The sequence below is a fragment of the Nonomuraea sp. NPDC049709 genome (assembly GCF_040674815.1).
In the GTDB taxonomy this organism is placed as follows: domain Bacteria; phylum Actinomycetota; class Actinomycetes; order Streptosporangiales; family Streptosporangiaceae; genus Nonomuraea.
Genome location: NZ_JBFANM010000067.1, coordinates 19,197 through 40,874, shown reverse-complemented (window position 1 = coordinate 40,874; position 21,678 = coordinate 19,197). Strand labels below are relative to the sequence as shown.

At 73.1% G+C, this 21,678-nt stretch carries 21 protein-coding genes; 18 read left to right on the top strand and 3 right to left on the bottom strand.

The window, feature by feature from the left end; translation table 11 throughout:
• Positions 1–259: 259 nt before the first annotated feature.
• A complete protein-coding gene (locus AB0J69_RS45995) occupies positions 260–937 on the top strand; it encodes a 4'-phosphopantetheinyl transferase superfamily protein (protein WP_364131883.1) in 678 nt (225 codons plus the stop codon).
• A gap of 45 nt (positions 938–982) precedes the next feature.
• Positions 983–1,825, top strand: coding sequence for a TIGR03621 family F420-dependent LLM class oxidoreductase (locus AB0J69_RS45990; RefSeq protein WP_364131882.1), 843 nt, complete (start codon positions 983–985; stop codon positions 1,823–1,825).
• Here the strand turns inward: AB0J69_RS45990 and AB0J69_RS45985 are convergent.
• Entirely contained in the window at positions 1,806–3,206 is a 1,401-nt protein-coding gene (locus tag AB0J69_RS45985; RefSeq protein WP_364131880.1) for an NDP-hexose 2,3-dehydratase family protein, read from the bottom strand. The genes AB0J69_RS45990 and AB0J69_RS45985 overlap by 20 nt on opposite strands.
• Positions 3,207–3,312: 106 nt before the next feature.
• Between AB0J69_RS45985 and AB0J69_RS45980 the strand changes: the two genes are divergently transcribed.
• The 3 genes from AB0J69_RS45980 to rfbC are packed head-to-tail and all read left to right on the top strand — an operon-like array spanning position 3,313 to position 5,733.
• Positions 3,313–3,909 carry a DUF1707 domain-containing protein gene (locus AB0J69_RS45980; RefSeq protein WP_364131878.1) on the top strand — a complete coding sequence of 199 codons (597 nt, stop codon included), beginning with the start codon at positions 3,313–3,315 and terminating at the stop codon, positions 3,907–3,909.
• Positions 3,910–3,919: 10 nt separating this feature from the next.
• Positions 3,920–5,140: a class I SAM-dependent methyltransferase gene (locus AB0J69_RS45975; RefSeq protein WP_364131877.1), complete on the top strand. Its 1,221-nt coding sequence runs from the start codon at positions 3,920–3,922 to the stop codon at positions 5,138–5,140.
• A 20-nt stretch (positions 5,141–5,160) separates the two neighbouring features.
• On the top strand, positions 5,161–5,733 hold the full coding sequence (gene rfbC, locus AB0J69_RS45970; protein ID WP_364131876.1) for a dTDP-4-dehydrorhamnose 3,5-epimerase: 573 nt from the start codon (positions 5,161–5,163) through the stop codon (positions 5,731–5,733).
• Between the two features lie 26 nt (positions 5,734–5,759).
• Here rfbC and AB0J69_RS45965 read toward each other — a convergent pair whose 3' ends face one another.
• A complete protein-coding gene (locus AB0J69_RS45965; protein WP_364131875.1) occupies positions 5,760–6,860 on the bottom strand; it encodes a DegT/DnrJ/EryC1/StrS family aminotransferase in 1,101 nt (366 codons plus the stop codon).
• A 172-nt stretch (positions 6,861–7,032) separates the two neighbouring features.
• On the opposite strand from AB0J69_RS45965, the gene AB0J69_RS45960 reads away from it, so the two are divergent.
• Both AB0J69_RS45960 and AB0J69_RS45955 read left to right on the top strand, forming a co-directional pair.
• Positions 7,033–8,232, top strand: a complete 1,200-nt coding sequence (locus AB0J69_RS45960; protein ID WP_364131874.1) for a macrolide family glycosyltransferase — start codon at positions 7,033–7,035, stop codon at positions 8,230–8,232.
• The gene (locus tag AB0J69_RS45955) at positions 8,232–9,695 is read left to right on the top strand and encodes an AfsR/SARP family transcriptional regulator (protein ID WP_364131873.1); all 1,464 of its coding nucleotides are present in this window, start codon (positions 8,232–8,234) and stop codon (positions 9,693–9,695) included. The genes AB0J69_RS45960 and AB0J69_RS45955 overlap by 1 nt, the downstream gene beginning before the upstream one ends.
• Before the next feature lie 19 nt (positions 9,696–9,714).
• Here the strand turns inward: AB0J69_RS45955 and AB0J69_RS45950 are convergent, their stop codons facing one another.
• Positions 9,715–11,310, bottom strand: coding sequence for an FAD-dependent oxidoreductase (locus AB0J69_RS45950; protein WP_364131872.1), 1,596 nt, complete (start codon positions 11,308–11,310; stop codon positions 9,715–9,717).
• Between the two features lie 139 nt (positions 11,311–11,449).
• On the opposite strand from AB0J69_RS45950, the gene AB0J69_RS45945 reads away from it, so the two are divergent.
• From AB0J69_RS45945 to AB0J69_RS45895, 11 genes are read left to right on the top strand one after another with little or no spacing between them, the layout of a single operon-like run.
• Positions 11,450–12,202: a 3-oxoacyl-ACP reductase family protein gene (locus AB0J69_RS45945; RefSeq protein ID WP_364131870.1), complete on the top strand. Its 753-nt coding sequence runs from the start codon at positions 11,450–11,452 to the stop codon at positions 12,200–12,202.
• Positions 12,203–12,236: 34 nt separating this feature from the next.
• Positions 12,237–12,527: a phosphopantetheine-binding protein gene (locus AB0J69_RS45940; protein ID WP_364131869.1), complete on the top strand. Its 291-nt coding sequence runs from the start codon at positions 12,237–12,239 to the stop codon at positions 12,525–12,527.
• Entirely contained in the window at positions 12,524–13,114 is a 591-nt protein-coding gene (gene fabZ, locus AB0J69_RS45935; RefSeq protein ID WP_364131867.1) for a 3-hydroxyacyl-ACP dehydratase FabZ, read from the top strand. Before AB0J69_RS45940 ends, fabZ begins: the two co-directional genes overlap by 4 nt.
• 2 nt (positions 13,115–13,116) lie before the next feature.
• Positions 13,117–14,181, top strand: a complete 1,065-nt coding sequence (locus AB0J69_RS45930) for an aminomethyl transferase family protein (RefSeq protein WP_364131866.1) — start codon at positions 13,117–13,119, stop codon at positions 14,179–14,181.
• A gap of 27 nt (positions 14,182–14,208) precedes the next feature.
• Positions 14,209–16,482: a beta-ketoacyl-[acyl-carrier-protein] synthase family protein gene (locus tag AB0J69_RS45925; protein WP_364131865.1), complete on the top strand. Its 2,274-nt coding sequence runs from the start codon at positions 14,209–14,211 to the stop codon at positions 16,480–16,482.
• Positions 16,479–17,207, top strand: a complete 729-nt coding sequence (locus tag AB0J69_RS45920) for a nitroreductase family protein (protein WP_364131864.1) — start codon at positions 16,479–16,481, stop codon at positions 17,205–17,207. The genes AB0J69_RS45925 and AB0J69_RS45920 overlap by 4 nt, the downstream gene beginning before the upstream one ends.
• Positions 17,204–18,451, top strand: a complete 1,248-nt coding sequence (locus tag AB0J69_RS45915) for an FAD-dependent oxidoreductase (protein WP_364131863.1) — start codon at positions 17,204–17,206, stop codon at positions 18,449–18,451. Before AB0J69_RS45920 ends, AB0J69_RS45915 begins: the two co-directional genes overlap by 4 nt.
• On the top strand, positions 18,448–19,317 hold the full coding sequence (locus tag AB0J69_RS45910; RefSeq protein ID WP_364131862.1) for an alpha/beta fold hydrolase: 870 nt from the start codon (positions 18,448–18,450) through the stop codon (positions 19,315–19,317). Before AB0J69_RS45915 ends, AB0J69_RS45910 begins: the two co-directional genes overlap by 4 nt.
• A gap of 28 nt (positions 19,318–19,345) precedes the next feature.
• A complete protein-coding gene (locus AB0J69_RS45905; protein ID WP_364131861.1) occupies positions 19,346–20,251 on the top strand; it encodes an ACP S-malonyltransferase in 906 nt (301 codons plus the stop codon).
• Positions 20,248–20,805 carry a hypothetical protein gene (locus AB0J69_RS45900; RefSeq protein ID WP_364131859.1) on the top strand — a complete coding sequence of 186 codons (558 nt, stop codon included), beginning with the start codon at positions 20,248–20,250 and terminating at the stop codon, positions 20,803–20,805. Before AB0J69_RS45905 ends, AB0J69_RS45900 begins: the two co-directional genes overlap by 4 nt.
• Positions 20,806–20,807: 2 nt before the next feature.
• The gene (locus AB0J69_RS45895; protein ID WP_364131920.1) at positions 20,808–21,656 is read left to right on the top strand and encodes an ester cyclase; all 849 of its coding nucleotides are present in this window, start codon (positions 20,808–20,810) and stop codon (positions 21,654–21,656) included.
• Positions 21,657–21,678 lie beyond the last annotated feature (22 nt).

Below are 21,678 nucleotides of genomic sequence, written 5' to 3'. Positions count from 1 at the left end.
CCCCTTCACGACGCCGTTTCCTCATCAACAGAACCAGTCAAGGGACGGACAAATTCGATGTCAACCCGTTCTAGGGATAAAAGGGGTGGAATATCACAACGCACCCTTACGCGATGGTAGGCCGACAGCGGATCACCGCCGAGCGGGGCGGCGAAGGCTTTGCCCCTATCCGAACCCCTATTTCCGGCCCGGCGCCCACAGAACTCCACGCAACTCCTTTTCGGGAATTGGCGCGTATGGCTACTGTGCCGGGAGGCGGATGAAATGTGAGGAGGTCGGGGTGATCGAGGAGATCCTGCCTGCCACCGTCATGACCTTCGACACCTTCACCGACCCGCCCGACGCGGTGCTCTTCCCTGAGGAGGCCGACCTGGTGCGGCAGGCCGCCGACAAACGGCGCAGGGAGTTCACCACCGCCCGCCACTGCGTCCACCAGGCACTGGAACGGCTGGGCGTGCCCCCCGTCCCGGTGCTGTCCGGAGCCCACGGCGAGCCCGCCTGGCCCGCGGGCGTGGTCGGCAGCATCACGCACTGCGCCGGCTACCGCGGGGCCGCCGTCGGCACCGCGCCCGGAACGATCGGCATCGACGCCGAGCCCCACGGGCCGCTCCCGCCCGGCGTCCTGGAGGCCATCTCCGTCCCCCAGGAGCGCAGGCTGCTGCGCCGCCTGGAGGCCGAGCACCCGGGCACGAGCTGGGACCGGATCCTGTTCAGCGCCAAGGAGTCGGTCTACAAGGCGTGGTATCCGCTCGCCCTGCGCTGGCTGGACTTCCAGGACGCCGTGATCATCCTCGACCCCCTGAGCGGCACGTTCGACGCCCGCCTCCTGGTCGCCGGGCCGTCGTGGCAGGGGACGCGGGTGAGCGGCTTCACCGGCCGGTGGATGACCGGCAACGGACTCGTCCTCACCGCGATCGCCATGACCGCAGCGTCATGACGCATCGCCATCACCGTGCCGCTCGCCGGCGGGAAGGCCCTGGAAGTGACAAGATTCGGCGTGGTCCTCATCTCCGAGGACAGCACGGGAGCCGAGTGGGTGGCCAGGTGCCGCCGCGCGGAGGCGCTCGGCTACGACGTGATCGCGGTGCCCGACCATCTGAACCTGCTCTCGCCGTTCCCGACCGCCGTGCTGGCCGCGGAGGCGACCGAGCGCGCGGTGATCGGCACGTACGTGCTCAACGCCAGCTTCCACCGGCCCGCGCTGCTGGCCAGGGACGTCCGGACCACCGCCGCGCTCATCGGTGAGCGGCTGGAGCTGGGCCTCGGCACGGGCTACGTCGAGGCCGAGTTCGCCGCCGCCGGCCTGCCCTTCGACGCGGCCACCCGGGTCGGCCGGCTGGCGGAGCTGGTGGGCGAGCTGGACACGCTGCTCGGGCACAAGGGCCCGCCGCTGATGATCGGCGGCCACGGCGACCGGGTGCTGCGGCTGGCCGCCCGCCGGGCCGAGATCGTCAGCTTCACCGGCGCCCCCTACCGGCCCGAGTACGGCAGGACCGCCCTGGTCACCGCCGGCGACCTGCTGGGGCGGGTGGAGCTCGTCCGCGCCGAGGCCGGGACCAGGCAGGCCGGTGGTCCGGAGCTCAACGTGCTGTCCAAGGCCACCGTGCTGACCCGGAACCGGCGCGCGGGCGTGGCCGGCCTGCGGCGCTACGCCCCCGACCTGACCTGCGAGGAGCTCCTGGAGGTGCCGACGCTGTTCGTCGGCACGCCGGAGCAGATCGCCGAGCAGGTCCGCCGGGACGAGGAGCGCTTCGGGTTCTCCTACGTCACGGTGATGGACTCCGCCATGGAGGACTTCGGGAAGGTCATCGAACTCCTCCGCTGACCGGCTGCCCGGCCGGCGCGTGCGCCAGGCCGTGCAGGCAGGCGTTCAGCGTGCGGGCCTGCACGTTCAGGTAATAGCTGTGGCGCAGCAGTTCGTCGAGCTGGTGCAGGGCGAGCCAGCGGAAGTCCGGATGGCGGGGCACCGGGTCGTCGTCCACCTCGACCACCAGATAGCGGTTGCGCGCGTGGTAGAAGCGCCCGCCCTCCTCCGACAGCACCGTGTCGAAGTGCACCCGCTCCGGCGGCGCCTCCAGCACCTCGGCCAGCAGCGCCGGGCGGGCCCCGGGCGGCAGGTGGTCGTAGTTGCCCGGCGTGCACTGCACGGTCGGCGCCAGCTCCACCACGTCGGTGTAGCCGGGCTCCACGCGGGCGTGCGCCAGCGCGTGCACCACGCCGTCGATGCGCCGGATCAGGAAGCCGACCACGCCCGTGCCGACGGGCTCGATCATCGGCTGGGCCCACGCGCCCACCTCGCGGCCGCCGGCCTCCACGCGTACGCCGATCACGTCGAAGAACCGGCCGCTCTCGTGCGAGATCCGGCCGCCGGCCCGCCGCCACCGGCTGAGCCGGTTGAGCGGCACCGGGCTGGCCTGGACGTCGGTGGTGGACCGGATGGCGCTGAGCCAGCTCAGGATCTCGGCCGTGCCGTGCGCGGCCCCCCAGCGGGGGTCCCTGGAGCGCGCCACCGCCGCTCCGAACTCCTCCTCGCCCTCGTCGGCGCCCTCCTGCACCGGCAGGCACGCCAGCACGGTCCTGGCGTCCATGTTCACCAGGTCGGGGACGGACAGCAGCTCGCGCACCCGCCGCAGCGACAGCCAGCGGAAGCCCTCGGGGGTCTCGACCTCCTCGGTCACCTCCACGACCATGTTCCTGTTGCGCTTGCGGTAGAACCACGCGCCCTGCTCCGACTGCCGCACGTCGGCCAGCACCCGCCCCCGCGGCTCGCGGAAGAAGTCCAGGTACGGCACCGCCCGCCCCTGGTGCACGCGCGTGTAGTTGCTCCGGGTGGCCTGCACGGTGGGCGACAGCTGCGGCCCGCCGGGGTTGCCCGGCTCGTTCTTGGCCTGCATCAGCAGGTACGGCACGCCCTCCACCCGCCGCAGCAGGATGCCGAGGATGCCCGCCTCGGGCTGGTTGATGATCGGCTGGCTCCACGCGGGCACCGCCCAGTCCGGGCGGCGCACGTCGAGCCCCTCGACGGTGAAGAACCTGCCGCTCGCGTGGTGGATGTTGCCCGTGGCCGGGTCCTCGCGCCAGCCGTCCAGTTCCTCCAGCGGCAGCCGGGTCACCCGCATGTACGTGTGCCCGGCGACCTCCCGGAGCCAGTCGTGAACGTCGATGGCAGACTCCTTACCGCGGTCCGATGCCGCCGAAGCTGCCATGGGCCGCCGGAGCCCTCAACCCCTGCTCGGAAGGCCCCGACCCCTGTTTCCTTGATAGGGGTACTGCTGGTGGGCCGGGCCTCCTTAGCCTTCTAGTGTGGACGCCATGACCGATCATCGGGAAGTACGGGCGAGTGACCACGACCGCGAGAGGGTGGCCGAGATGCTGCGCGTCGCGGTCACCGAGGGGCGCATCACGCTGGAGGAGCTCGACGAGCGGGTGACCGGTGCCTACACGGCCCGCACGCTGGGCGAGCTCGACGACGTGATCGCCGACCTGCCGCGCTCCGGCGTGCTGGTCCCGGCCGGTTCCGCCGCCTCGCTCGTCCCGTTATCCGGTGCGGCCGACCTGGAGCTGCACACCGGCAGCGGCCGGGTCGAGCAGGTGGGCCGCTGGCAGGTCCCGCAGCGCGTCAGCGCCAAGGCCGGCCGGTGGGGCAAGGTGCGCATCGATTTCACCCGGGCGGACTGCCCGCACCGCGAGGTCCTGCTCGACGTCGAGATCACCTCCTGGTTCGGTGACATCACCGTGCTGGTCCCCCGTGGCTGGCGGGTCCGCGACGAGGACGTCGTACGCCGGTGGATGGGCAGCGTCCACAACCACCCGCCCGAGCCGCTCGCGCCCGAGGGCGTCACCGTGCGCCTCACCGGTTACGTGCAGACCGGTGACGTCTGGGTGAAATACCGCCGGGCAGCAACCTGAGGAGGATCGCATGGCGTGCCGGATCTGTTCGGGCCGTCTCCATCCGTTCGCCGACTTCGGGAGACAGCCGCTCTCCGACGCCTTCGTCATCCCGGGCGACCCGCGCGAGGAGTTCTTCTTCCACCTGGCCGTGGGCCTCTGCGTGGCCTGCTCGACGGTGCAGCTGCTGGAGGAGGTGCCTCGCGAGCGCATGTTCCACGAGGGCTACCCGTACCTGTCGTCCGGCTCGTCGGTGATGCGCGAGCACTTCCAGAGCCTGGCCAAGCGGCTGCTGACCACCGAGCTGACCGGGCCCGACCCCTTCGTGGTGGAGCTGGGCTGCAACGACGGCACCATGCTGTCGGTCGTCGCCGACGCGGGCGTGCGGCACCTGGGCGTCGAGCCGTCCGGCGGGGTCGCCGACCTGGCGGCCGCCAGGGGCGTACGGGTGCGCAAGGACTTCTTCGAGGCCGGCACCGCGGCGGGCATCCTGGCCGCCGACGGGCCCGCCGACGTCGTCTACGCGGCCAACACCCTGTGCCACATCCCCTACCTCGACTCGATCATGGAGGGCGTGGACACGCTGCTGCGGCCCGGCGGCGTGTTCGTCTTCGAGGACCCCTACCTGGGCGACATCGTGGAGCGGGCCTCCTTCGACCAGATCTACGACGAGCACTTCTACTTCTTCAGCGCCACCTCCGTGAGCGGCCTGGCCCGGCGGCACGGCTTCGAGCTCGTGGACGTGGAGCGGCTGCCCGTGCACGGCGGCGAGGTCCGCTACACGCTGGCCCGGCGGGGCGCCAGGACGCCGGCCCCGGCCGTGGCGGAGCTGCTGGCGGCCGAGGAGGCCGCGGCGCTCGCCGAACCGGCCACGCTGCACCGCTTCGCCGCCCGCGTGGCCGACACCCGCGAGCGTCTGGTGACCCTCCTCACCGGCCTGCGCGAGCAGGGCGCCCGCGTGTACGGCTACGGCGCCACGGCCAAGAGCGCGACCGTGCTCAACTACTGCGGCATCGGCCCCGAGCTGGTCTCGTTCGTCTGCGACACGACCCCGGCCAAGCAGGGCAGGCTCACTCCCGGCTCGCACATCCCCGTGCGCGGCCCCGAGGCGTTCGCCGACCCCTACCCCGACTACGCGCTGCTCCTCGCCTGGAACCACGCCGAGGAGATCATGGCCAAGGAGACGGAGTTCGCCCGCGCGGGCGGCACCTGGATCCGCTACGTGCCCGAAGTCCATCTCGTGCGGTCCTGAGGGCGACGGAGTCCGGAACGATGGAGCATCGCGAGCTGGCGGTGGCCGGCGCGTACGCGTTCTTCCCCGAGGTCTTCCCCGACGCCCGCGGCGACTTCGCCTCCCCCTACCAGGAGCGCGCGTTCGTCGCGGCGGTCGGGCGGCCGCTGTTCCCCGTGGCGCAGGCCAGCCGGAGCGTGTCCCGGCGCGGGGTGGTGCGGGGCGTGCACTACACGCTGGTGCCGCCCGGCACCGCCAAATACGTCTACTGCGCCGGCGGACGGGCGCTGGACATGGTGGTCGACCTGCGGGCGGGCTCGCCGACGTTCGCGCGGTGGGAGGCGATCGAGCTGGCCGCCGGCGACGGGACCGCCGTGTACCTGCCGCCGGGGGTGGGCCACGCGTTCGCCGCGCTGGAGGACGACACGGTGGTCTGCTACCTGCTGTCCGAGGAATACCGCAAGGAGCACGAGCTGGCGGTGTCGGTCTTCGACGAGGAGATCGGGCTGCGCCTGCCGCCCGGGTTGCCGGTGCTGCTGTCGGAGCGCGACCGGCAGGCGCCCACGCTGGCCGAGGTGGCCGCTCTCGGGCAACTGCCCCGATACGACGGGTGAGGTCCCGCGGGACCTCACCCCGGGTTCTACAGCACCTCGCGCAGGGCGGCGATGACCTTCTCCTGGAGCTCGACGGGGAGCGACGGGTACATCGGCAGCGAGAAGATCTCCTGCGCCAGCGCCTCGGTCACCGGCAGGCTGCCGGGGGAGTGGCCCAGGTGGGCGAAGCCCGACATGGTGTGCACCGGCCAGGGATAGCTGATGTTGAGATGGATGTCGTAGGCGCGCAGGGCCTCGATGATCGCGTCCCGGCGCGGGTGCCGCACCACGTAGAGGTAGTAGGCGTGCTCGTTGCCGTCCGCGGTGGCCGGGAGGACGAGGTCGGTGCCGGCCAGGCCCTCGGCGTAGCGGCCGGCCACCGCGCGGCGGCCGGCGACGTACCGGTCGAGGCGGGTCAGCTTGCGGCGCAGGATCTCGGCCTGCACCTCGTCCAGACGCGCGTTGTGCCCGGGCGTCTCCACGACGTAGTACGTCCGCTCCATCCCGTAGTAACGCAGCCGCCGCAGCGCGGCGTCCACCCCGTCGTCCGGCGTGATGACCGCGCCGCCGTCGCCGTACGCGCCCAGCACCTTGGTCGGGTAGAAGGAGAAGGCCGCGGCGTGGCCCATCGAGCCGGCCGCCCGGCCGTGGTGGCGGGCGCCGTGGGCCTGCGCGCAGTCCTCGAGGATCACCAGGTCGTGCGCCGCGGCCAGCCGTTCCAGCGGGGCCATGTCCACGCACTGGCCGTAGAGGTGGACCGGCAGCAGGCAGCGCGTCCGCGGCGTGATCGCGGCCTCCACCTGCGACACGTCCATCAGGTACGTGACGGGGTCGACGTCGGTGAAGACCGGCGTCGCGCCCACGGCGTCAATGGCGACCACGGTCGGCGCGGCCGTGTTGGAGACGGTGATCACCTCGTCGCCCGGCCCGACGCCCAGCGCCTGGAGGGCGAGTTTGATGGCGTTGGTGCCGTTGTCCACTCCCGTGCAGTGGCGCACGCCGTGGTAGGCGGCGAACTCCTCCTCGAAGGCGCGCACGCTCCGGCCGAGGATGAGCTGGCCGGAGCGGAACACGGTCTCGACGGCGTCCATGATGTCGGCGCGCTCGGTTTCGTATTCCGGCAGATAGTCCCAGACGCGGGTGGGCATAGTCGTCCTCCTAGAGACTCCCGGCCCCGAGTAAACGCCTTCTCCGGCGACCGGCGGAACCCCTAGAAAAGAGGCCGTGTTTGAGGGGAGGGGTAGGGGGTGACGCTCGATCGCCGCCATATCTACCGTGGGCAGTGGCACTTCATCATGCGGTTGAACGAAAGACTGTCATATGACGGGGCATTATCTTTTCATGTGTCATCCGGATCACGGTCATGTAATTCCTACGCTCGCCGTGGTCGCAGAATTGACGCGACGGGGAAACCGCGTCACCTATCTCACCGCCGAGAGCACGGCCCCCCTGGTGGCGGAGGCGGGGGCCACGCCCGTCACCTACGACTCGCCGTACGAGCGGGTGGACACGCGCGAGCTGGAGGACGACCCCCTGCGCCTGCTCTCGGTCCTGCTGGACGACAGCGAGGCGATGCTCGGCGCGGCCGGGCGCCTGCCCGGCGGGCTCGACGCGATCGTGTACGACTTCTCGATCCTGCACGCCGGCCGCATCCTGGCCAGGAAGACGGGCCTGCCGGCGACCCAGCTCATCCCGATCTTCGCCTCCAACGCCCACTACTCCCTGCTCGCCTCCACCTACGAGGGCGAGGACGGCGGCGGGCTAGACCGGGCGCTGCCGGGCTGGGTGGACGGCATGCTGGCCAGGATCGGCACGCTGGCCCGGGCCCACGGGGTCCACGACGACCCCGCCGAGCTGTGGTGGGAGATCCAGGACGCCAACCTGGTGACCATCCCGCGCTCGTTCCAGTTCGCCGGCGAGACCTTCGACGAACGCTTCACCTTCGTCGGCCCCTGCCTGGGGGAACGGCGGTTCCTGAGCGAGTGGGAGCCGCCGGGCGACGGCCTGCCGGTCGCGCTGCTGTCCTTCGGCACCGTGGCCACCACCCGGCCCGAGCTGCTGCGCACCTGCGTCCAGGCCCTCGCCGAGCTGCCCTGGCGCACGGTGGTCACGCTGGCCGGCGGCATGGACGCCGCCGACCTCGGCCCGCTGCCGCCCACCGTCGAGGCGCGCCGGTGGGTGTCGCACATGAGCGTGCTCCGCCACGCCTCGGTGGCGGTCACCCACGGCGGGATCGGCACCGCCATGGAAGCCCTGTCCTGGGGCTGCCCGCTGGTCGTCGTCCCCACCACGGCCCTGGACCGGCCGCCCGCGCGGCGCATCGGGGAGCTGGGCCTCGGCCGCACCCTGGATCCCGCCGGGCTGACCCCGGGCAAGCTGGCCGAGCAGGTGCTCGCCGTCGCGGATGACGAGCGCGTACGCCGGGCCACCGCCGCGATGCGCGCGGAGATCAGGGCCGCGGGCGGCGCCGTGCGAGCCGCCGACGAGCTCGAACGCCGGCTGGTCAAGGCGGCGGTGTGATGGAGACGGCGAAGCCGGGGCCCGCCTTCGAGTTCCGCGTGCTGGGCCCGCTCACGGTGGTCAAGGACGGCGTCGAGCTGCCCATGAGCGCCAACAGGGAGCTGGTCATCCTGGCCAGCCTGCTGCTGAACGCCAACCGGGTGATGAGCGTGGAGCGGCTGATCGAGGCCGTGTGGGCGGGTTCGGCGCCGCCCAGCGCGTGGCGGCAGGTCGCGATCTGCGTCTCGCGGCTGCGCCGTACGCTGGGGGCCGGGCTGATCGAGACCTCCAGCCCCGGCTACCTGCTCAGGGCCGCGCCCGGCAGCATCGACTGGCTCAGGTTCACCTCCATGGTGGCGCGCTCGCGCACGCTGGCCGCCGCCGGCTCGGCGGAGGCGGCGGTGCTGCTGCTGCGCGAGGCGCTCGCGCTCTGGCAGGGGCGGCCGTTCGAGGACATCCGGGGGTTGCGCTACGACGTGGCGCGGATGGAGGAGTCCCGGCTGGAGGCGCTGGAGACCTGCCTGGAGCTGGAGATCGAGCTCGGCCGCCACCACCAGGTGATCCCCGAGCTGCTGGCCCTCGTGGCGGAGTCGCCGTTCCGCGAGCGGGTGCGCGCCCAGCTCATGCTGGCCCAGTACCGCGCCGGCCGGCGGGCCGAGGCGCTGCGCACGTACCAGGAGACCCGCCGCTACCTGCTGGAGCAGATCGGCCTGGAGCCGGGGCCCGCGTTGCGGCGGCTGCACGAGCAGATCCTCAGGGACGAGTCCGCCCTGATGCGGCCGATGGGCGAGTCCGCGTCGGCGCACCGGGCGGCGGGCGTCGTGCCCTGCCAGCTCCCGCCGCAGGTCCTGCCGTTCGTGGGGCGGGCCGAAGAACTGGCCGCGCTGGACGCCGCCCTGCTCCAGGACGACTCGGGGCCCGCCACCGTGGTCATCAGCGGCCCGGTCGGGGTCGGCAAGTCCACGCTGGCGCTGCGGTGGGCGCACGGCCAGATCGACGCCTTCCCCGACGGGCAGCTCTACGCGGACATGACGGACGCCGACCCCGGCGCCGTCCTCGACCGCTTCCTGCGCGCGCTCGGCGTGCCCGCCTGCGACCTGCCCGGCGACCCCGCCGAGAAGCTCGCCCTCTACCGGAGCTGCACGGCCCGGGGGAGGGTGCTGGTGGTGCTGGACAACGCCAGGGACAGCGACCAGGTACGGCCCCTGCTGCCCGGCGGCGCCCACTGCCGGGTCGTCGTCACCGCCGAGGACCCGCTGGACGACCTGGTGGCGCGGCAGGGGGCGCACCGCGCGTTCCTGGCGCCGCTGCCGGAGGAGGCGGCCAGGGAGCTGGCGGGCCTGCTGGTGGGCGCGTCCCCGGCCCGGGCCCAGGCGGTCCGCGACCTCGTCGCCACCTCCTGCGGCAACCCCCTCTCCCTGCGCCTGGCCGCGGCCCGATTACGCTCCCGCCGCGCGAGCCCCGCCGGACAGCCCGCCGCCTGACACCCCTGCCCGCACCCCCTCAGGGGCGGGACAGGACGGCGTGGAGGGCGGTCGCCAGCGTGGCCGCCGAGGGGGTGTCCTCGTGGGTGCGCCAGGCGACGTGGCCGTCGGGGCGGATGAGGACCGCGCCCCGGGGGCCGAGACCGTACTCCTTGGCCCAGGTCGGCGAGGTGAGGGGGGCGGTGGTGTCCGCCTCGGCGATCTCCAGTGCGGTGAGGGGGAGCTCCGTTTCCCCGGCCGCCCGCAGCCAGCCGCTGCCCGCCGGGGTCATCAGCGTGAAGTGCGGGCCGAGCAGGTCGAGCGTGGAGACCTGGCCGTCGCGGCCGGTCAGCCAGACGTGCGGGGCACGGTGGCCGGGCCGGGCCACCGGGACGTAGGTGCGGTAGGGGTCCTCCGGCGCCGGGGGCGGGGTGCCGTCCGGGAGCACGGCGGCGGAGGTGTAGTGGAAGCCCAGCACGAGCCCTTCGGAGCTGCGCCGATCCGCCTGCCGCCGGATCGCCTCGGCCATCGACAGCCGCCCCTCCATCATCCGGAAGGTGATCAGGGCGTTGGTCAGGCTCTCGTCCACCGTGCGGCCCGCGATCGGCCGGCGCTCGGCCTCGTACGTGTCCAGCAGACCCTCCCCGGCCCGCCCGCGCAGCACGGCGGCCAGCTTCCAGGCCAGGTTGTGGGCATCCTGGATGCCGCAGTTCATCCCGAAACCGCCCTGCGGCGTCGCCACGTGGGCGGCGTCCCCGGCCAGGAAGACCGGGCCCGCGCGGAAGGCGGTGGCGACCATGACCTGCTGCAGCCACGGCATGACGCCCAGGAGGGTGACCGGCAGGTCGGGCACGCCGACGGCGTCGCGGACCGCGCGCAGGCACACCTCCTCGGTGAAGTCCGCGGGGCTGCCGCCCTCCGCCGGCTCGTAGCCCGTCTGCACCATCCAGCGCCGCTCGTGGTCCACGGCCTCGACGGCGCAGGGCGGGTCGCGCAGGAAGGCCAGGGCGGCCCGCCGGTCGGCGGGCAGGAAGCCGAGGTCGGCCTCGAACATGATGCTGATCATGTGGCCGATCGGCGGCGGGCCCTCGGTGCCGATGCCGAGGGACTCCCGCACCTGGCTGCGGCTGCCGTCGGCGGCGACGAGGTAGCGGCAGTGCACCAGGGTCTCGCCGTCCGCGGCCGACACGACGGCCTCGACGCCGTCCGCGGCGGGGGTCACGCGGGTCACGGTGGCGCCGAACCTGACGTCGGCCACGGCCCCGGCGTGCCGGCGCAGGATCACCTCGAGCACGTCCTGCGCGCACAGGAAGGTGTAGGTGGGGCTCTGGGGGGCGTCCCGGCTCAGCTCCGCGGCCGCCCTGACGAAGTCGTCGGCCGTCAGCGAGCTCCCGACGCCGACCGCGAGGTACTCCTCGCGCGGCATGCCCGCCCGCTCCACCTCGTCCTGGATGCCCCAGGCGCGAAAGAGCTCCATTGTCCTGGTGGTGATGAGCCGGGCCTTCGGGAAAATGGACGTTCCGGAGTGGCGTTCCACCAGCAGCGTCGATATTCCGTGGCGGGAGAGCTCAAGCGCGGCGCAAAGCCCCACCGGTCCGCCGCCGATCACTAAAACTTCGACATCGAGCTCCTTCATGCCGTCCAGAGTCATATATCGCCATTGTTCGGGTCAATGCACGGATAACCGAGTGATACAGGCGTGATACAGCGGCTTAGTAGCTTAAGCGGTGAAGATCCAGATAAGTCAATCGGCGATTGTCGAATTCCTGGAGACCATGATGCTGTTTGCTCAGGGCGCCGTGGCGCTGGTGACCGGCGGGTCGCGCGGGATCGGCCGGGCCGTCGCGCTCGACCTGGCCCGGGAGGGCGCCCACGTCATCGTGAACTACGCGCGGTCCGAGCAGGACGCCAAGGAGGTCGTCGCGCTGATCGAGGAGGAGGGCGGCAGCGCGACGGCCGTGCAGGCGGACGTCACCGACGAGGAGGCGGTACGCGGGATGTTCCGCGGTGTGCGGAGCGACCACGGGCGCCTCGACGTGCTGGTGACCAGCGCCGGCATCACGTTCGACCGCTACCTCATCGCCATGAGCGTGGAGCAGTTCCGCGCCCCGGTCGAGACCAACCTCATCGGCACCTTCCTGGCCTGCCGGGAGGGGCTCAAGCTGATGCAGCACCAGCGCAGCGGGGCGATCGTGACGCTCTCCTCCTCCAGCGGGCTCGACGGGGGCTTCCCCGGCCAGACCAACTACGTGGCCTCCAAGGGCGCGATCATCGCCTTCACCCACGCGCTGTCCAACGAGGCGGCCCCGCACGGGGTGCGGGCCAACGTGGTGTGCCCCGGGTTCGTGGCCACCGACATGACGCGCAAGGTCCCGGCTGACCTCAAGAGGCAGTACGAGTCCCGCATCCGCCTCGGCCGGATGGGCCGGCCCGAGGAGATCGCGTCCATCGTGAGCTTCCTGGCCTCGGACAAGGCCTCGTACATGTCCGGCTCCGTGGTGGTCGCTCACGGCGGCGGCCTCGGCTGAGCACCCCTCCCGCCCACATGTCACAAGGAGAAGCATGACCATCGACGAACTCCGCGCCAGGGCAGCCGAGCGGCAGCAGACCTGTGCCCAGATCAAGAAGATGATCGTGTCCCGGCTCGACCTGGAGATCGAGCCGGACTGGATCACCGACGACCAGCCGCTGTTCGGCCGCGGCCTCGAACTCGACAGCCTCGACGTGCTCGAACTCTACGTGGCCATCGAGGCCGAGTTCGGCGTCGCGCTCTACGACAGCGAGATGGCGGTGTTCGGCTCGGTGTCGCGGCTCGCGGACGAGGTCAACCCGGCGCTGCGGGCGTCGGCATGACGGTCGCCGACCAGGCGGCCCCGGCCGCCGAGGCGCCGCCGACCACCGGCCCGACCGCCGGCCCGACCGCCGGCCCGACCACCGGCCCGACCGCCGGCCCGACCGCCGGCCCGACCGCCGGCCCGATCACTGGCCCGATCACTGGGCTCACGCACGACCAGATCCGCCAGGTGCTCCCGCACCGGTGGCCGATGCTGCTGCTCGACCGGGTCGGCTCGGTGGTGCCGGGCGTCAAGGGCACCGCCACCAAGAACGTCGCCGGGACCGAGCTGTGGTTCCAGGGGCACTTCCCCAACGAGGCGGTGCTGCCGGGAGTCGTGGTCGTCGAGGCCATGGCCCAGCTCGCCGGGGTGGTCTACGCCCTGGCGGGAGCCAGCGAGATCAGCTATCTGGCGGGGATCAGGTCGATGCGGTTCCGCCGCCCGATCGTCCCCGGCGACCAGGTCACCCTGACGGCCGAGCGCACCTCCGGCGGCGGCGGGCTCGCCGAGTTCCGGGTCTCGGCGCGGGTCGAGGGACAGGTCGCCGCAGAAGGAAACCTCACGATCGCCGATCCGGCGTCTCAACGTTCCGTGCGAAAGGTGTGAACATGGCAAGCGTCCTCGCGTCCACGCATCCGGAGGACACGGCGTACGGCCACGTGGGCGACGCCACCGTGCCGCTGCGCTTCTCCTCGTTGTCGGACGAGTACGGCGTGCTGAGGGAGCGCGCCGCCGTCCTGGACCTCAGCGGGCACCGGCTCATCGAGATCACCGGCTCCGGCGCCGTCGACTTCGCCCAGCGGCTGCTGGCCCGCGACGTGGAGTACCTGACCTCCGACCGCTGCATGATGAGCCTCGTCCTGGACGAGTCCGGGCAGATCGTGGACCAGGTCCTCGCCTTCGGCCGGGACGACGGGATCCTGCTGGAGAGCTCCTGCGGCGCGGGCACCCGGCTGCTGGAGCACCTGCTGGCGCGCAAGGAGGAGGACGTCGAGATCACCGACCGTTCGGGCGATCTGACCATCCTGGGCCTGGAGGGCCCCTACGCCTGGGGCGTGGTGGGCCGGTTGATCGACGGCGAGCTCGCCTCGCTCCCGTTCGAGTCGGTGGTGGACACCACCTGGGACGGCGTGGACATCGTCTTCGCCCGGACCGGGCTCACCGGCGAGTACGGCTACCAGATGATCGTCCCCATCGAGTCCGCCGCCGGCCTGTGGAGCCAATCGCTGAAGCACGCGCAGCCGGCCGGGCTGGAGGCGCTGGAGCTGGCCATGCTGGAGGTACGCCAGCCGATCCCCCGCCACGAGGCCACCCCCGGCGCGTCGGTGATCGAGATCGGCGCCAACTGGCTGGTGGACATCACCAAGGACGAGTTCGTCGGCAGGGACGCCGTGGTCGAGGCGTTCGAGTCCGGCGGCGGGCGGCGCACGGTCGGCTTCACCGGCTGCACCGGCGTGCCCGTCCCCGGCACCCGCGTGCAGGCGGGCGGCCAGGACATCGGCGAGGTCGTGTACGCCGTGCACAGCGTCGGACTCGGCGCCACTCTCGGCCTGGCCAGGGTGGACGGCGAACTGGCGGCGGCCGGGCTGGACCTGGCCGTCGGCGGCCTGCCCGTGACCACGCTGACCAGCCCCTACATCGTGCCCAAGAGCTGGAGCATCCCGATCATCTGATCGGGCGGCGCGGAGAAGGAGACAAGCATGGCGCTGCGGCCCGTCGTGGTCACCGGCCTGGGCATCATCTGCGCGGCCGGCCGCGACCCCGCCGAGTTCTGGAGGCGGCTCACCACCGGCCAGGGCGGACTCACCCCGATCGAGGACGAGGCCTTCGCCGTGTTCACGGCGAGGCACGCGGGCCAGGTGCCCGACGAGTGGATCGACGAGCAGCTTCCCGGCTCCGACACCGGCCACGACCGTACGGCCAGGCTCGCGCTCGTCGCCGCCCGCCAGGCGATCGAGCAGGCGGGGCTGACGGACGGCGGGCCCGACCCGGAGCGGTTCGGGATCATCCTCGGCAAGTGCCAGGCGACCCCCGACGCGGCGGGCCGCTACCAGCCCATGCACCGCACGGGCGACGTGGTGGCGGGGCGGCTGGGCCTGCGCGGCCCGCGCATCCTGGTCTCCACCGCGTGCGCCGCCGGCGGCAACGCCGTCGGCCTGGCCAAGGACAAGATCCTCACCGGCGAGGCGGACGCGGTCCTGGCGGGCGGCGTGGACCCGCTGCTGTTCGGCACGTACGCGGGCTTCGCGGGCCTGCAGGCGCTGAGCACCGGCCCCTGCCGCCCCTACAGCCACTCCGACGGGCTCAACCTCGGCGAGGGCGCGGCCTTCCTGCTGCTGGAGCCGCTGGACCTGGCCCTGGCCCGGGGCGCCACCCCGCTGGCCGAGGTGGCGGGCTACGGGCTCTCCGCCGACGCCTACCACGCCACCGCCCCCGACCCCACCGGCCGCGGCGGGGCCGGCGCGATGCGGCGGGCCCTCGCCGACGCCGGCCTCACCCCCGGCGACGTGCACTACGTCAGCGGCCACGGCACCGGCACCCCGGCCAACGACGCCATGGAGGCCAAGGTCATGCGCGTGGTCTTCGGCGACCGCGCCGGCCAGGTGCCCACCAGCAGCATCAAGTCCTTCCTCGGCCACACGCTGGGCGCGGCCGGTGCGGTGGAGGCGGTGGCCAGCGTGCTGGCCCTGCGGCACGGCACGGCTCCGCCCACGATCGGCTTCGACGACGACGCCGTGACGGACGCCGTGACGAACACCGGCCTGGACTTCGTGCCGAACCGGGCCCGGACCCTGCCCATCGACACCGTGGTCTCCAACAACTACGCCTTCGGCGGCAACAACGTCTCGCTCGTGCTGACCCGGCCCCGAGGCCCGCGCGAGCACGAGGAGCTGCCCCGGCGCGACGCCGTGATCACCGGGCTGGGTCCGGTGACCGGCGTCGGCGCCGGGATCGCCGAGGTGACCGAGGCCGTCGCCGAGGGCCGCCAAGAGCCCGGCCGGCCGCCGTCCCTGGAGGGGCGGACGTACGCGCCGCGCTCGCTGTGGCGGCACATGAACCACCTGTCCCGCATGGCCATCGCGGCCTCCCGGCTGGCCTGGGAGGACGCCGGGCTGAAGCTGCCCAGGAAGGCGCTGGACGACGTCGGGCTGGTGTTCGCCACCGGCGCCGGGTCGGCCGAGAGCACCAGCGGGTTCGACGAGAGCATCGCGCTCAACCCGAACAAACCGGCCGTGCTCAGCTTCTCCAACGTCGTGCTCAACGCCACCGGCGGCGCGGTCTGCCAGACGCTGGGCCTGCGCGGCCCGACCACCACGATCTGCAACGGCGGGGCGTCGGCCTCGATCGCCCTCGACTGCGCGCTGGAGATGATCAGAGCGGGCAAGGCCGAGGTGGTCATGGTCGTGGCGGCGGACGAAACCGCCGCCCCGCAGTCCGCCGCCGAGGCCTTCGTGCCGTACGGCGCGGGATCGGCCGGGCCCGTCCCGGGATCGGCGGCCGTGGCCTTCGTGGTCGAGTCGGCCGAGCACTGCGCGGAGCGGGGCGGCCGGCCGTACGCGCGGGTGGCCGGGACGGCGCACGCGAGCGGCGAGGGAGCCGGACCGGTCAGGCGCAGCCTCGCCCTGATCGGGGCGGGCACACCGGGGCTCGTGATCGGCGCGGGCACCGGGCTGCCGGAGGACGGCGACGAGGCCGCCGCCGTGCTCGGGGCCGCCCCCGGGACGCTGCTCACCAGCTCCGCCGCGCTGACCGGCGACTGCCAGGCGGCGACCGGGGCCATGAACATCGCCCTGGGCGCGCTGGCCGTACGGGAGCGGATCGCCCCCGCGCTGACCGGCCTCACCACCCCGCTCGCCGGCGAACTCGCCTCCTACGTGACCAAGCCGGACCTGTCCGGCCCCGTCGGCCGGGCGCTGGTGCTGACCGCCGCGTCCGGATCCGTACGCGGGGCCGTGCTGCTGGAGGCGGTATGAGCGGGACCCCGTTCGACGTCGCCGAGACCGACCGCCTGCTGACCACCACCCGGTCCGTACGCCGCCGCCTCGACCTGGAGCGGCCCGTCCCCCGGGAGATCGTCCAGGAGGCCCTGGAGGTCGCCGTCCAGGCGCCGACCGCCAACAACCACCAGAACTGGCGCTGGCTGGTGATCACCGACCCCGCCGTCAAGGCGCGGCTGGCCGAGATGATCCGCTCGTCGTGGCAGTTCCACCTCAACGACATCTGGACCAGGGCGGGACGGCGGCGCAACGACGCGCAGGCCCGCCGCAACCACGCCTCGGCGCAGGCGCTCACCGAGACGATCGCGGCGGTCCCCGTCCTGGTGATCCCGTGCGTCCTCGGGCGCCCGCCGGACATCGCGGCCATCAACGACGCCTGGCGCGAGCGGATGTCCGACAAGGTGTCGGAGGACCCCGGTCACCTGGTCCGGCACGGCGAGACGCGGGCCAGCATCTTCTACGGCTCGATCTTCCCGGCCGTCTGGTCCTTCCAGCTCGCCCTGCGCAGCCGGGGTCTCGGCAGCACCATCACCTGCCTGCACGTGCCCCACGAGCGCGAGGTGGGGCGGCTGCTCGGCATCCCCTCCGGGGTCACGCAGGTGTGCATGATCCCGGTCGCGTACACGGTGGGCACCGACTTCCGTCCCGCCGACCGCTACAGCGCCAAAGAACGCACCTACTGGGAGAGGTGGGGGACGTGACCCAACGACCGGAACAGCCCGACGTCGTCATCGTCGGCGGCGGCATCTCGGGCGCGTCGGCGGCCTGCAGGCTCGCCGCCGGCGGGCTCTCGGTGGTGCTGCTGGAGAAACAGGACGCCTACCGGGATCTGGTCCGCGGCGAGTGGCTGGCGCCCTGGGGGATCAGGGAGGCCCAGCGGCTGGGCGTCTACGACTGCTTCTCCGCCGGCGGCGGCTGGGAGATCCGCGAATGGATGACCTGGGACGAGGCCGTCTCCGAGGACGAGGTCGAGGCCGTCGACATGACCCGGTTCATCCCCGGCATCGGCGGCCCGTTCTCCTTCCCGCACCACAGCGTGTGCGAGCTGATGTCCGAGCAGGCCGTGGCGACCGGGGCCCGGCTGGTGATGGACGCGGCCAAGATCGAGGTCACCCCCGGCCGCGAGCCGGTCGTGACGTACCGGAGCCCCGAGGGCGTGCACGAGCTGCGGCCCCGCATCGTGCTCGGCGCGACCGGCCGCGGCAACACGATCGGCCGCCAGATCGGCGTCACCATGCGCAACTCCATGCACCACTGGGGCGGCGGCATGATGGTCGAGGGCATGGACTCCTGGCCGCCCGACGTGCAGGCCATGGGCACCGAGGGCGACGTGATGTTCATGGTCTTCCCCCAGGGGTACGGCCGCGCCCGCCTCTACCTGAACTTCCCCACCGTGAACAAGCACCGCTATCGCGGGCCGGGCGGCGTGGAGCGTTTCCTGGCCGCGTTCGAGCTCGAATGCCTGCCCGACCGGGGCAAGGCGGTGACCGAGGCCGTCCCCTGCGGGCCGCTGTCGGTGTGGCCGTCGGTGTCCAGCGTCCCGGAGGGGCCGCCGCTGACCGAGGGCGTGGTGCTGATCGGTGACGAGGCGGGCAACGCCGACACCGTGCTCGGCACCGGCCTGTCCTGCGCGATGCGCGACTCCAGGACCGTCTGCGACATCCTCCTGTCCTCCGGCGACTGGTCGCCCGCGGCGTTCACCCCGTACGTGGCGGAGCGGGAGTTCCGCCTGGAGCGGCTGGCCTTCGGTGCCTCGATCATCAGCAGGCTGCACGTGGAGTTCGGCCCCGCGGCCGTCGAGCGCCGGCGCCGGGTGCGCAGGCTGATGGCGAAGAACTTCGCCGCCCAGGTGACCGGGCTGCTCAACATGGTCGCCCCCGAGGACGTACCGGAGTTCGGCTTCAGCGAGTTCTTCGCGGAGCGCCTGTTCAGGGAGACGGCATGATGGAGAAGAAGACCGTACGCGTCAACGACGTCGACCTGGCCTACGTGGACGAGGGCGAGGGCGACCCCGTCATCCTGCTCCACGGCTTCCCCGACTCCTCCTACCTGTGGCGGAACCAGATTCCCGCCCTGGTCGAGGGCGGTTTCCGCGTCATCGCGCCCGACCTGCGCGGCTTCGGCGACTCCAGCAAGCCGCAGGAGGCCGAGGCGTACGGCATGCAGACCATCGTCAACGACATCGTGGCCCTCAGCATCAAGCTCGGCGTCAGGCGGCCGCATCTCGTGGGTCACGACTGGGGAGCGGCCATCGCCTGGATGTACGCCTTCCTGATGCCGCGCCGGATCGACCACCTGGCCGTGCTGTCGGTCGGCCACCCCGGCGTGTTCGCCACGCCCTCGCTGGAGCAGCGGGCGGCCTCGTGGTACATGCTCTTCTACCAGTTCCCCGGGGTGAGCGAGGAGCTGCTGCGGCGCAACGGCTGGCGGCTGTTCAAAGAGATCATGGGGCGCGACGGCGACCACGACCGCTACCTGCGCGACCTGGCCAGGCCCGGCGCGCTGACCGCCGGGCTCAACTGGTACCGCGCCAACCGCTCGCCCGCCGCCGAGCTGCGCCCGGCGCGGCCCTTCCCTCCCGTGCTCGCGCCGACGCTCGGCATCTGGGGCGCGGGGGACAAGGCGCTGCTGGAGGAGGGCATGGCCGGCTCCGGCAAGTTCGTCAAGGGCCCCTGGCGGTACGAGCGGATCGAGGACGCCGGTCACTGGCTCCCCCTCGACGCCCCCGACCAGGTCAACAAGCTGCTGCTCGGCTTCCTCGGCACCGAGCGGCCCGCGCACGAGGAACGGCGACCGCGGCGCCGGTTGTAGCCGGCCGCCGCGAAGGGAGTGGACGTTGATGCTCGGCTTTCTCTTTCCAGGACAGGGGACCGTCCGCGTCGGGATGGGCGCGTGGCTGCGCCGCCGGGCCGTGGCACGGGAGCGGCTGGACCTGGTCGACGTGCTGCTGGCGCGGCCGATCTCGCCGCTGTGCGCGCGTGGGCCGATGGAGCGGCTGGTCGCCACCGAGCACGCCCAGGTGGCGGTGACGGCCTGCAACCTGGCGGCGCTGGCCGTACTGGAGGAGGAGGGCTACGAGGCCGCCGTGGTGGCCGGGCACAGCGTGGGAGAGCTGAGCGCCCTGCACGCCGCCGGGGTGCTGGACCTGGCGCAGACGGTCCGGCTGGTCGAGACGCGCTCGCGGCTGATGGCCGAGGTCGGCGTCACCGGCGGGATGCGGGCCGTGATGGGCCTGCCCGTCGCGCGGGTGGAGGAGCTGGCCGAGGCCGCCTCCGCGCCCGGCGAGCCGGTCGTGGTGGGGCTGGAGAACGCGCCCGGGCACGTGGTGGTCTCGGGGGCGCTGCCCGCGCTCGACCGGCTGACGGAGCTGGCCACCGACGCCAGCAAGATCGTGCCGCTCCGGGTCGGCAACGCCTTCCACTCGCCGCTGATGGCCGCGGCCGTGCCGGGGTGGGCGGAGGCGGTGCGGGCCGCGCCGATGCGGGAGCCGCGCGTACCCGTCGTGCCCAACGTCACGGGCGAGCCCACCACCGACCTCGGCCTCCTGCGCGAGGCCCTGATCGCCCAGCTCACCGGGCGGGTGCTGTGGACCCGTACCGTTGCCGCGATCGAGGGAAGCGTGCCCGGTGTGGAGGTGGGGGACAGCAAGGTCCTCACCGGCCTGTCCCGCCGCGCCGAGGCCCGCTGCCTGAGCATGGCCGACCCCACGACCCTGCGCCGCCTGGCCAGGGGGGTGGCGGCGTGAACCGCGTGGACCGGGTCGCCGCCGCGGCGGCCGGCGGGGACGCGGCTCCGGTGCGCCGCTGGGGCAGCGCCGTGGTCGGCTATGCGGGGCTCGGCCGGCCGCAGGACCTCGTCGGCGGGCTGCCCCTGGAGGCGGTCTTCACGCCCGCCGAGCGGGTCAGGTCCGCGCGCGGGCGCACCCTCCAGCACTGGGCGGGGCGGCTGGCGGGCAAGCACGCGGTGCTGCGCCTGCTCGCCGTGCGGCCCACCGCCGCACGCCTCAGCCAGGTGGAGGTGCTGCCCCGGCCCACCCCGGCCTGCCGGGCGGACGCGGCCTGCCTCGACGGCCACCCGCCGGCCGTACGGCTGACGGGCGAGCTGGCGGGCCTGGCGGGCGCCGGCGAGCACATCCGGATCTCGCTCAGCCACACCGCCGGACGCGCCCTCGCCGTAGCGCTCCGCTCCGCCCGGCTGCCGGAGGACCCGGCGCGCCTTCCGGAGGCGGCAGTTCCGGCGGCGGGCCCTGCGGCGGGCCCGCCGGAAGTCCCGGCGCGGAAGACGGGGAGGGTGACGTGACGATGGACGCCAGGAAGCTCGCCGAGGCGCACCTGCGGGCGTGGTGCGACGGCGACCCCGAAGCGGTCGCCGAAGCGGTCGCCTCCTACGCCGATCCGGACTCCGGCGGCGTGCTGGCCGGGCCCGCGCTGGCCGAGCACGCGACCGCGGTGCTGGCCCGGTTCCGGAGCCTTCGCTTCGAGGTGGACCGCGTGACCGGCGACGCGGACGCGGCCGTCGTCTCCTGGACGCTCACGGCCGACCACCGCGACTCCTACCTGGGCATCCCCGCCACCGGCGGCGCGGTCACCGTGCGCGGCACCGACCTGGTGACCGCCCACGAGGACGGCGCGCGCGTGCGGCGGGACTTCGACCGGCTGGCGCTGGCCGAGTCCCTCGGCTACGCGGCCAGGTTCGTGCCCGGGACCGACGGGACGCGCGAGTTCGGGGTGAGCGCCAGGGCCGCCACCGTCCGTACCGAACGGCCCGGCGCGCTCGTGCTGACCTGGCTGGAGGTGCGCGACGACGCCGAGGCCGCCGACGTGGACCTGCTCAGCGTGGAGATCGTCAAGTCACTGCGGGCCGCCCGCGGCTTCCTCGGCGTGAGCACCTTCGACATCGGCAACCGCAAGTTCACCCTCAGCGCCTTCGACCGCCCCGAGTCGGTGCGCGCCATCCACGCCCGGCCGCACCAGCGGGCCATGCGCCGCTTCTTCAAGAGCGGCCTGTGCACCCGCGTCCACACCAGTGTCTGGCGGCCCGTCCACGCACGTGACTACGCCCGCTGCCCTGGCTGCTCGGCGGTCGTCGCGGCGGGCACGGGCGCGACCTGCGACTGCGGCTGGACCCCTGACGAGGCCTCGACCCTGTGACCTTCCGCCCTCCCGCCCCCAC

What these genes read in the sequence shown, in the direction of transcription:
- AB0J69_RS45945 (WP_364131870.1), top strand. Translation starts at nt 11,450, where the DNA reads ATGATGCTGTTTGCTCAGGGCGCCGTGGCGCTGGTGACCGGCGGGTCG.
- AB0J69_RS45960 (WP_364131874.1), top strand. Translation starts at nt 7,033, where the DNA reads ATGACGGGGCATTATCTTTTCATGTGTCATCCGGATCACGGTCATGTA.
- AB0J69_RS45910 (WP_364131862.1), top strand. Translation starts at nt 18,448, where the DNA reads ATGATGGAGAAGAAGACCGTACGCGTCAACGACGTCGACCTGGCCTAC.
- AB0J69_RS45995 (WP_364131883.1), top strand. Translation starts at nt 260, where the DNA reads ATGAAATGTGAGGAGGTCGGGGTGATCGAGGAGATCCTGCCTGCCACC.
- AB0J69_RS45950 (WP_364131872.1), bottom strand. Translation starts at nt 11,310, where the DNA reads ATGAAGGAGCTCGATGTCGAAGTTTTAGTGATCGGCGGCGGACCGGTG.
- AB0J69_RS45895 (WP_364131920.1), top strand. Translation starts at nt 20,808, where the DNA reads ATGGACGCCAGGAAGCTCGCCGAGGCGCACCTGCGGGCGTGGTGCGAC.
- rfbC (WP_364131876.1), top strand. Translation starts at nt 5,161, where the DNA reads ATGGAGCATCGCGAGCTGGCGGTGGCCGGCGCGTACGCGTTCTTCCCC.
- AB0J69_RS45925 (WP_364131865.1), top strand. Translation starts at nt 14,209, where the DNA reads ATGGCGCTGCGGCCCGTCGTGGTCACCGGCCTGGGCATCATCTGCGCG.
- fabZ (WP_364131867.1), top strand. Translation starts at nt 12,524, where the DNA reads ATGACGGTCGCCGACCAGGCGGCCCCGGCCGCCGAGGCGCCGCCGACC.
- AB0J69_RS45930 (WP_364131866.1), top strand. Translation starts at nt 13,117, where the DNA reads ATGGCAAGCGTCCTCGCGTCCACGCATCCGGAGGACACGGCGTACGGC.
- AB0J69_RS45980 (WP_364131878.1), top strand. Translation starts at nt 3,313, where the DNA reads ATGACCGATCATCGGGAAGTACGGGCGAGTGACCACGACCGCGAGAGG.
- AB0J69_RS45975 (WP_364131877.1), top strand. Translation starts at nt 3,920, where the DNA reads ATGGCGTGCCGGATCTGTTCGGGCCGTCTCCATCCGTTCGCCGACTTC.
- AB0J69_RS45955 (WP_364131873.1), top strand. Translation starts at nt 8,232, where the DNA reads ATGGAGACGGCGAAGCCGGGGCCCGCCTTCGAGTTCCGCGTGCTGGGC.
- AB0J69_RS45985 (WP_364131880.1), bottom strand. Translation starts at nt 3,206, where the DNA reads ATGGCAGCTTCGGCGGCATCGGACCGCGGTAAGGAGTCTGCCATCGAC.
- AB0J69_RS45905 (WP_364131861.1), top strand. Translation starts at nt 19,346, where the DNA reads ATGCTCGGCTTTCTCTTTCCAGGACAGGGGACCGTCCGCGTCGGGATG.
- AB0J69_RS45940 (WP_364131869.1), top strand. Translation starts at nt 12,237, where the DNA reads ATGACCATCGACGAACTCCGCGCCAGGGCAGCCGAGCGGCAGCAGACC.
- AB0J69_RS45965 (WP_364131875.1), bottom strand. Translation starts at nt 6,860, where the DNA reads ATGCCCACCCGCGTCTGGGACTATCTGCCGGAATACGAAACCGAGCGC.
- AB0J69_RS45920 (WP_364131864.1), top strand. Translation starts at nt 16,479, where the DNA reads ATGAGCGGGACCCCGTTCGACGTCGCCGAGACCGACCGCCTGCTGACC.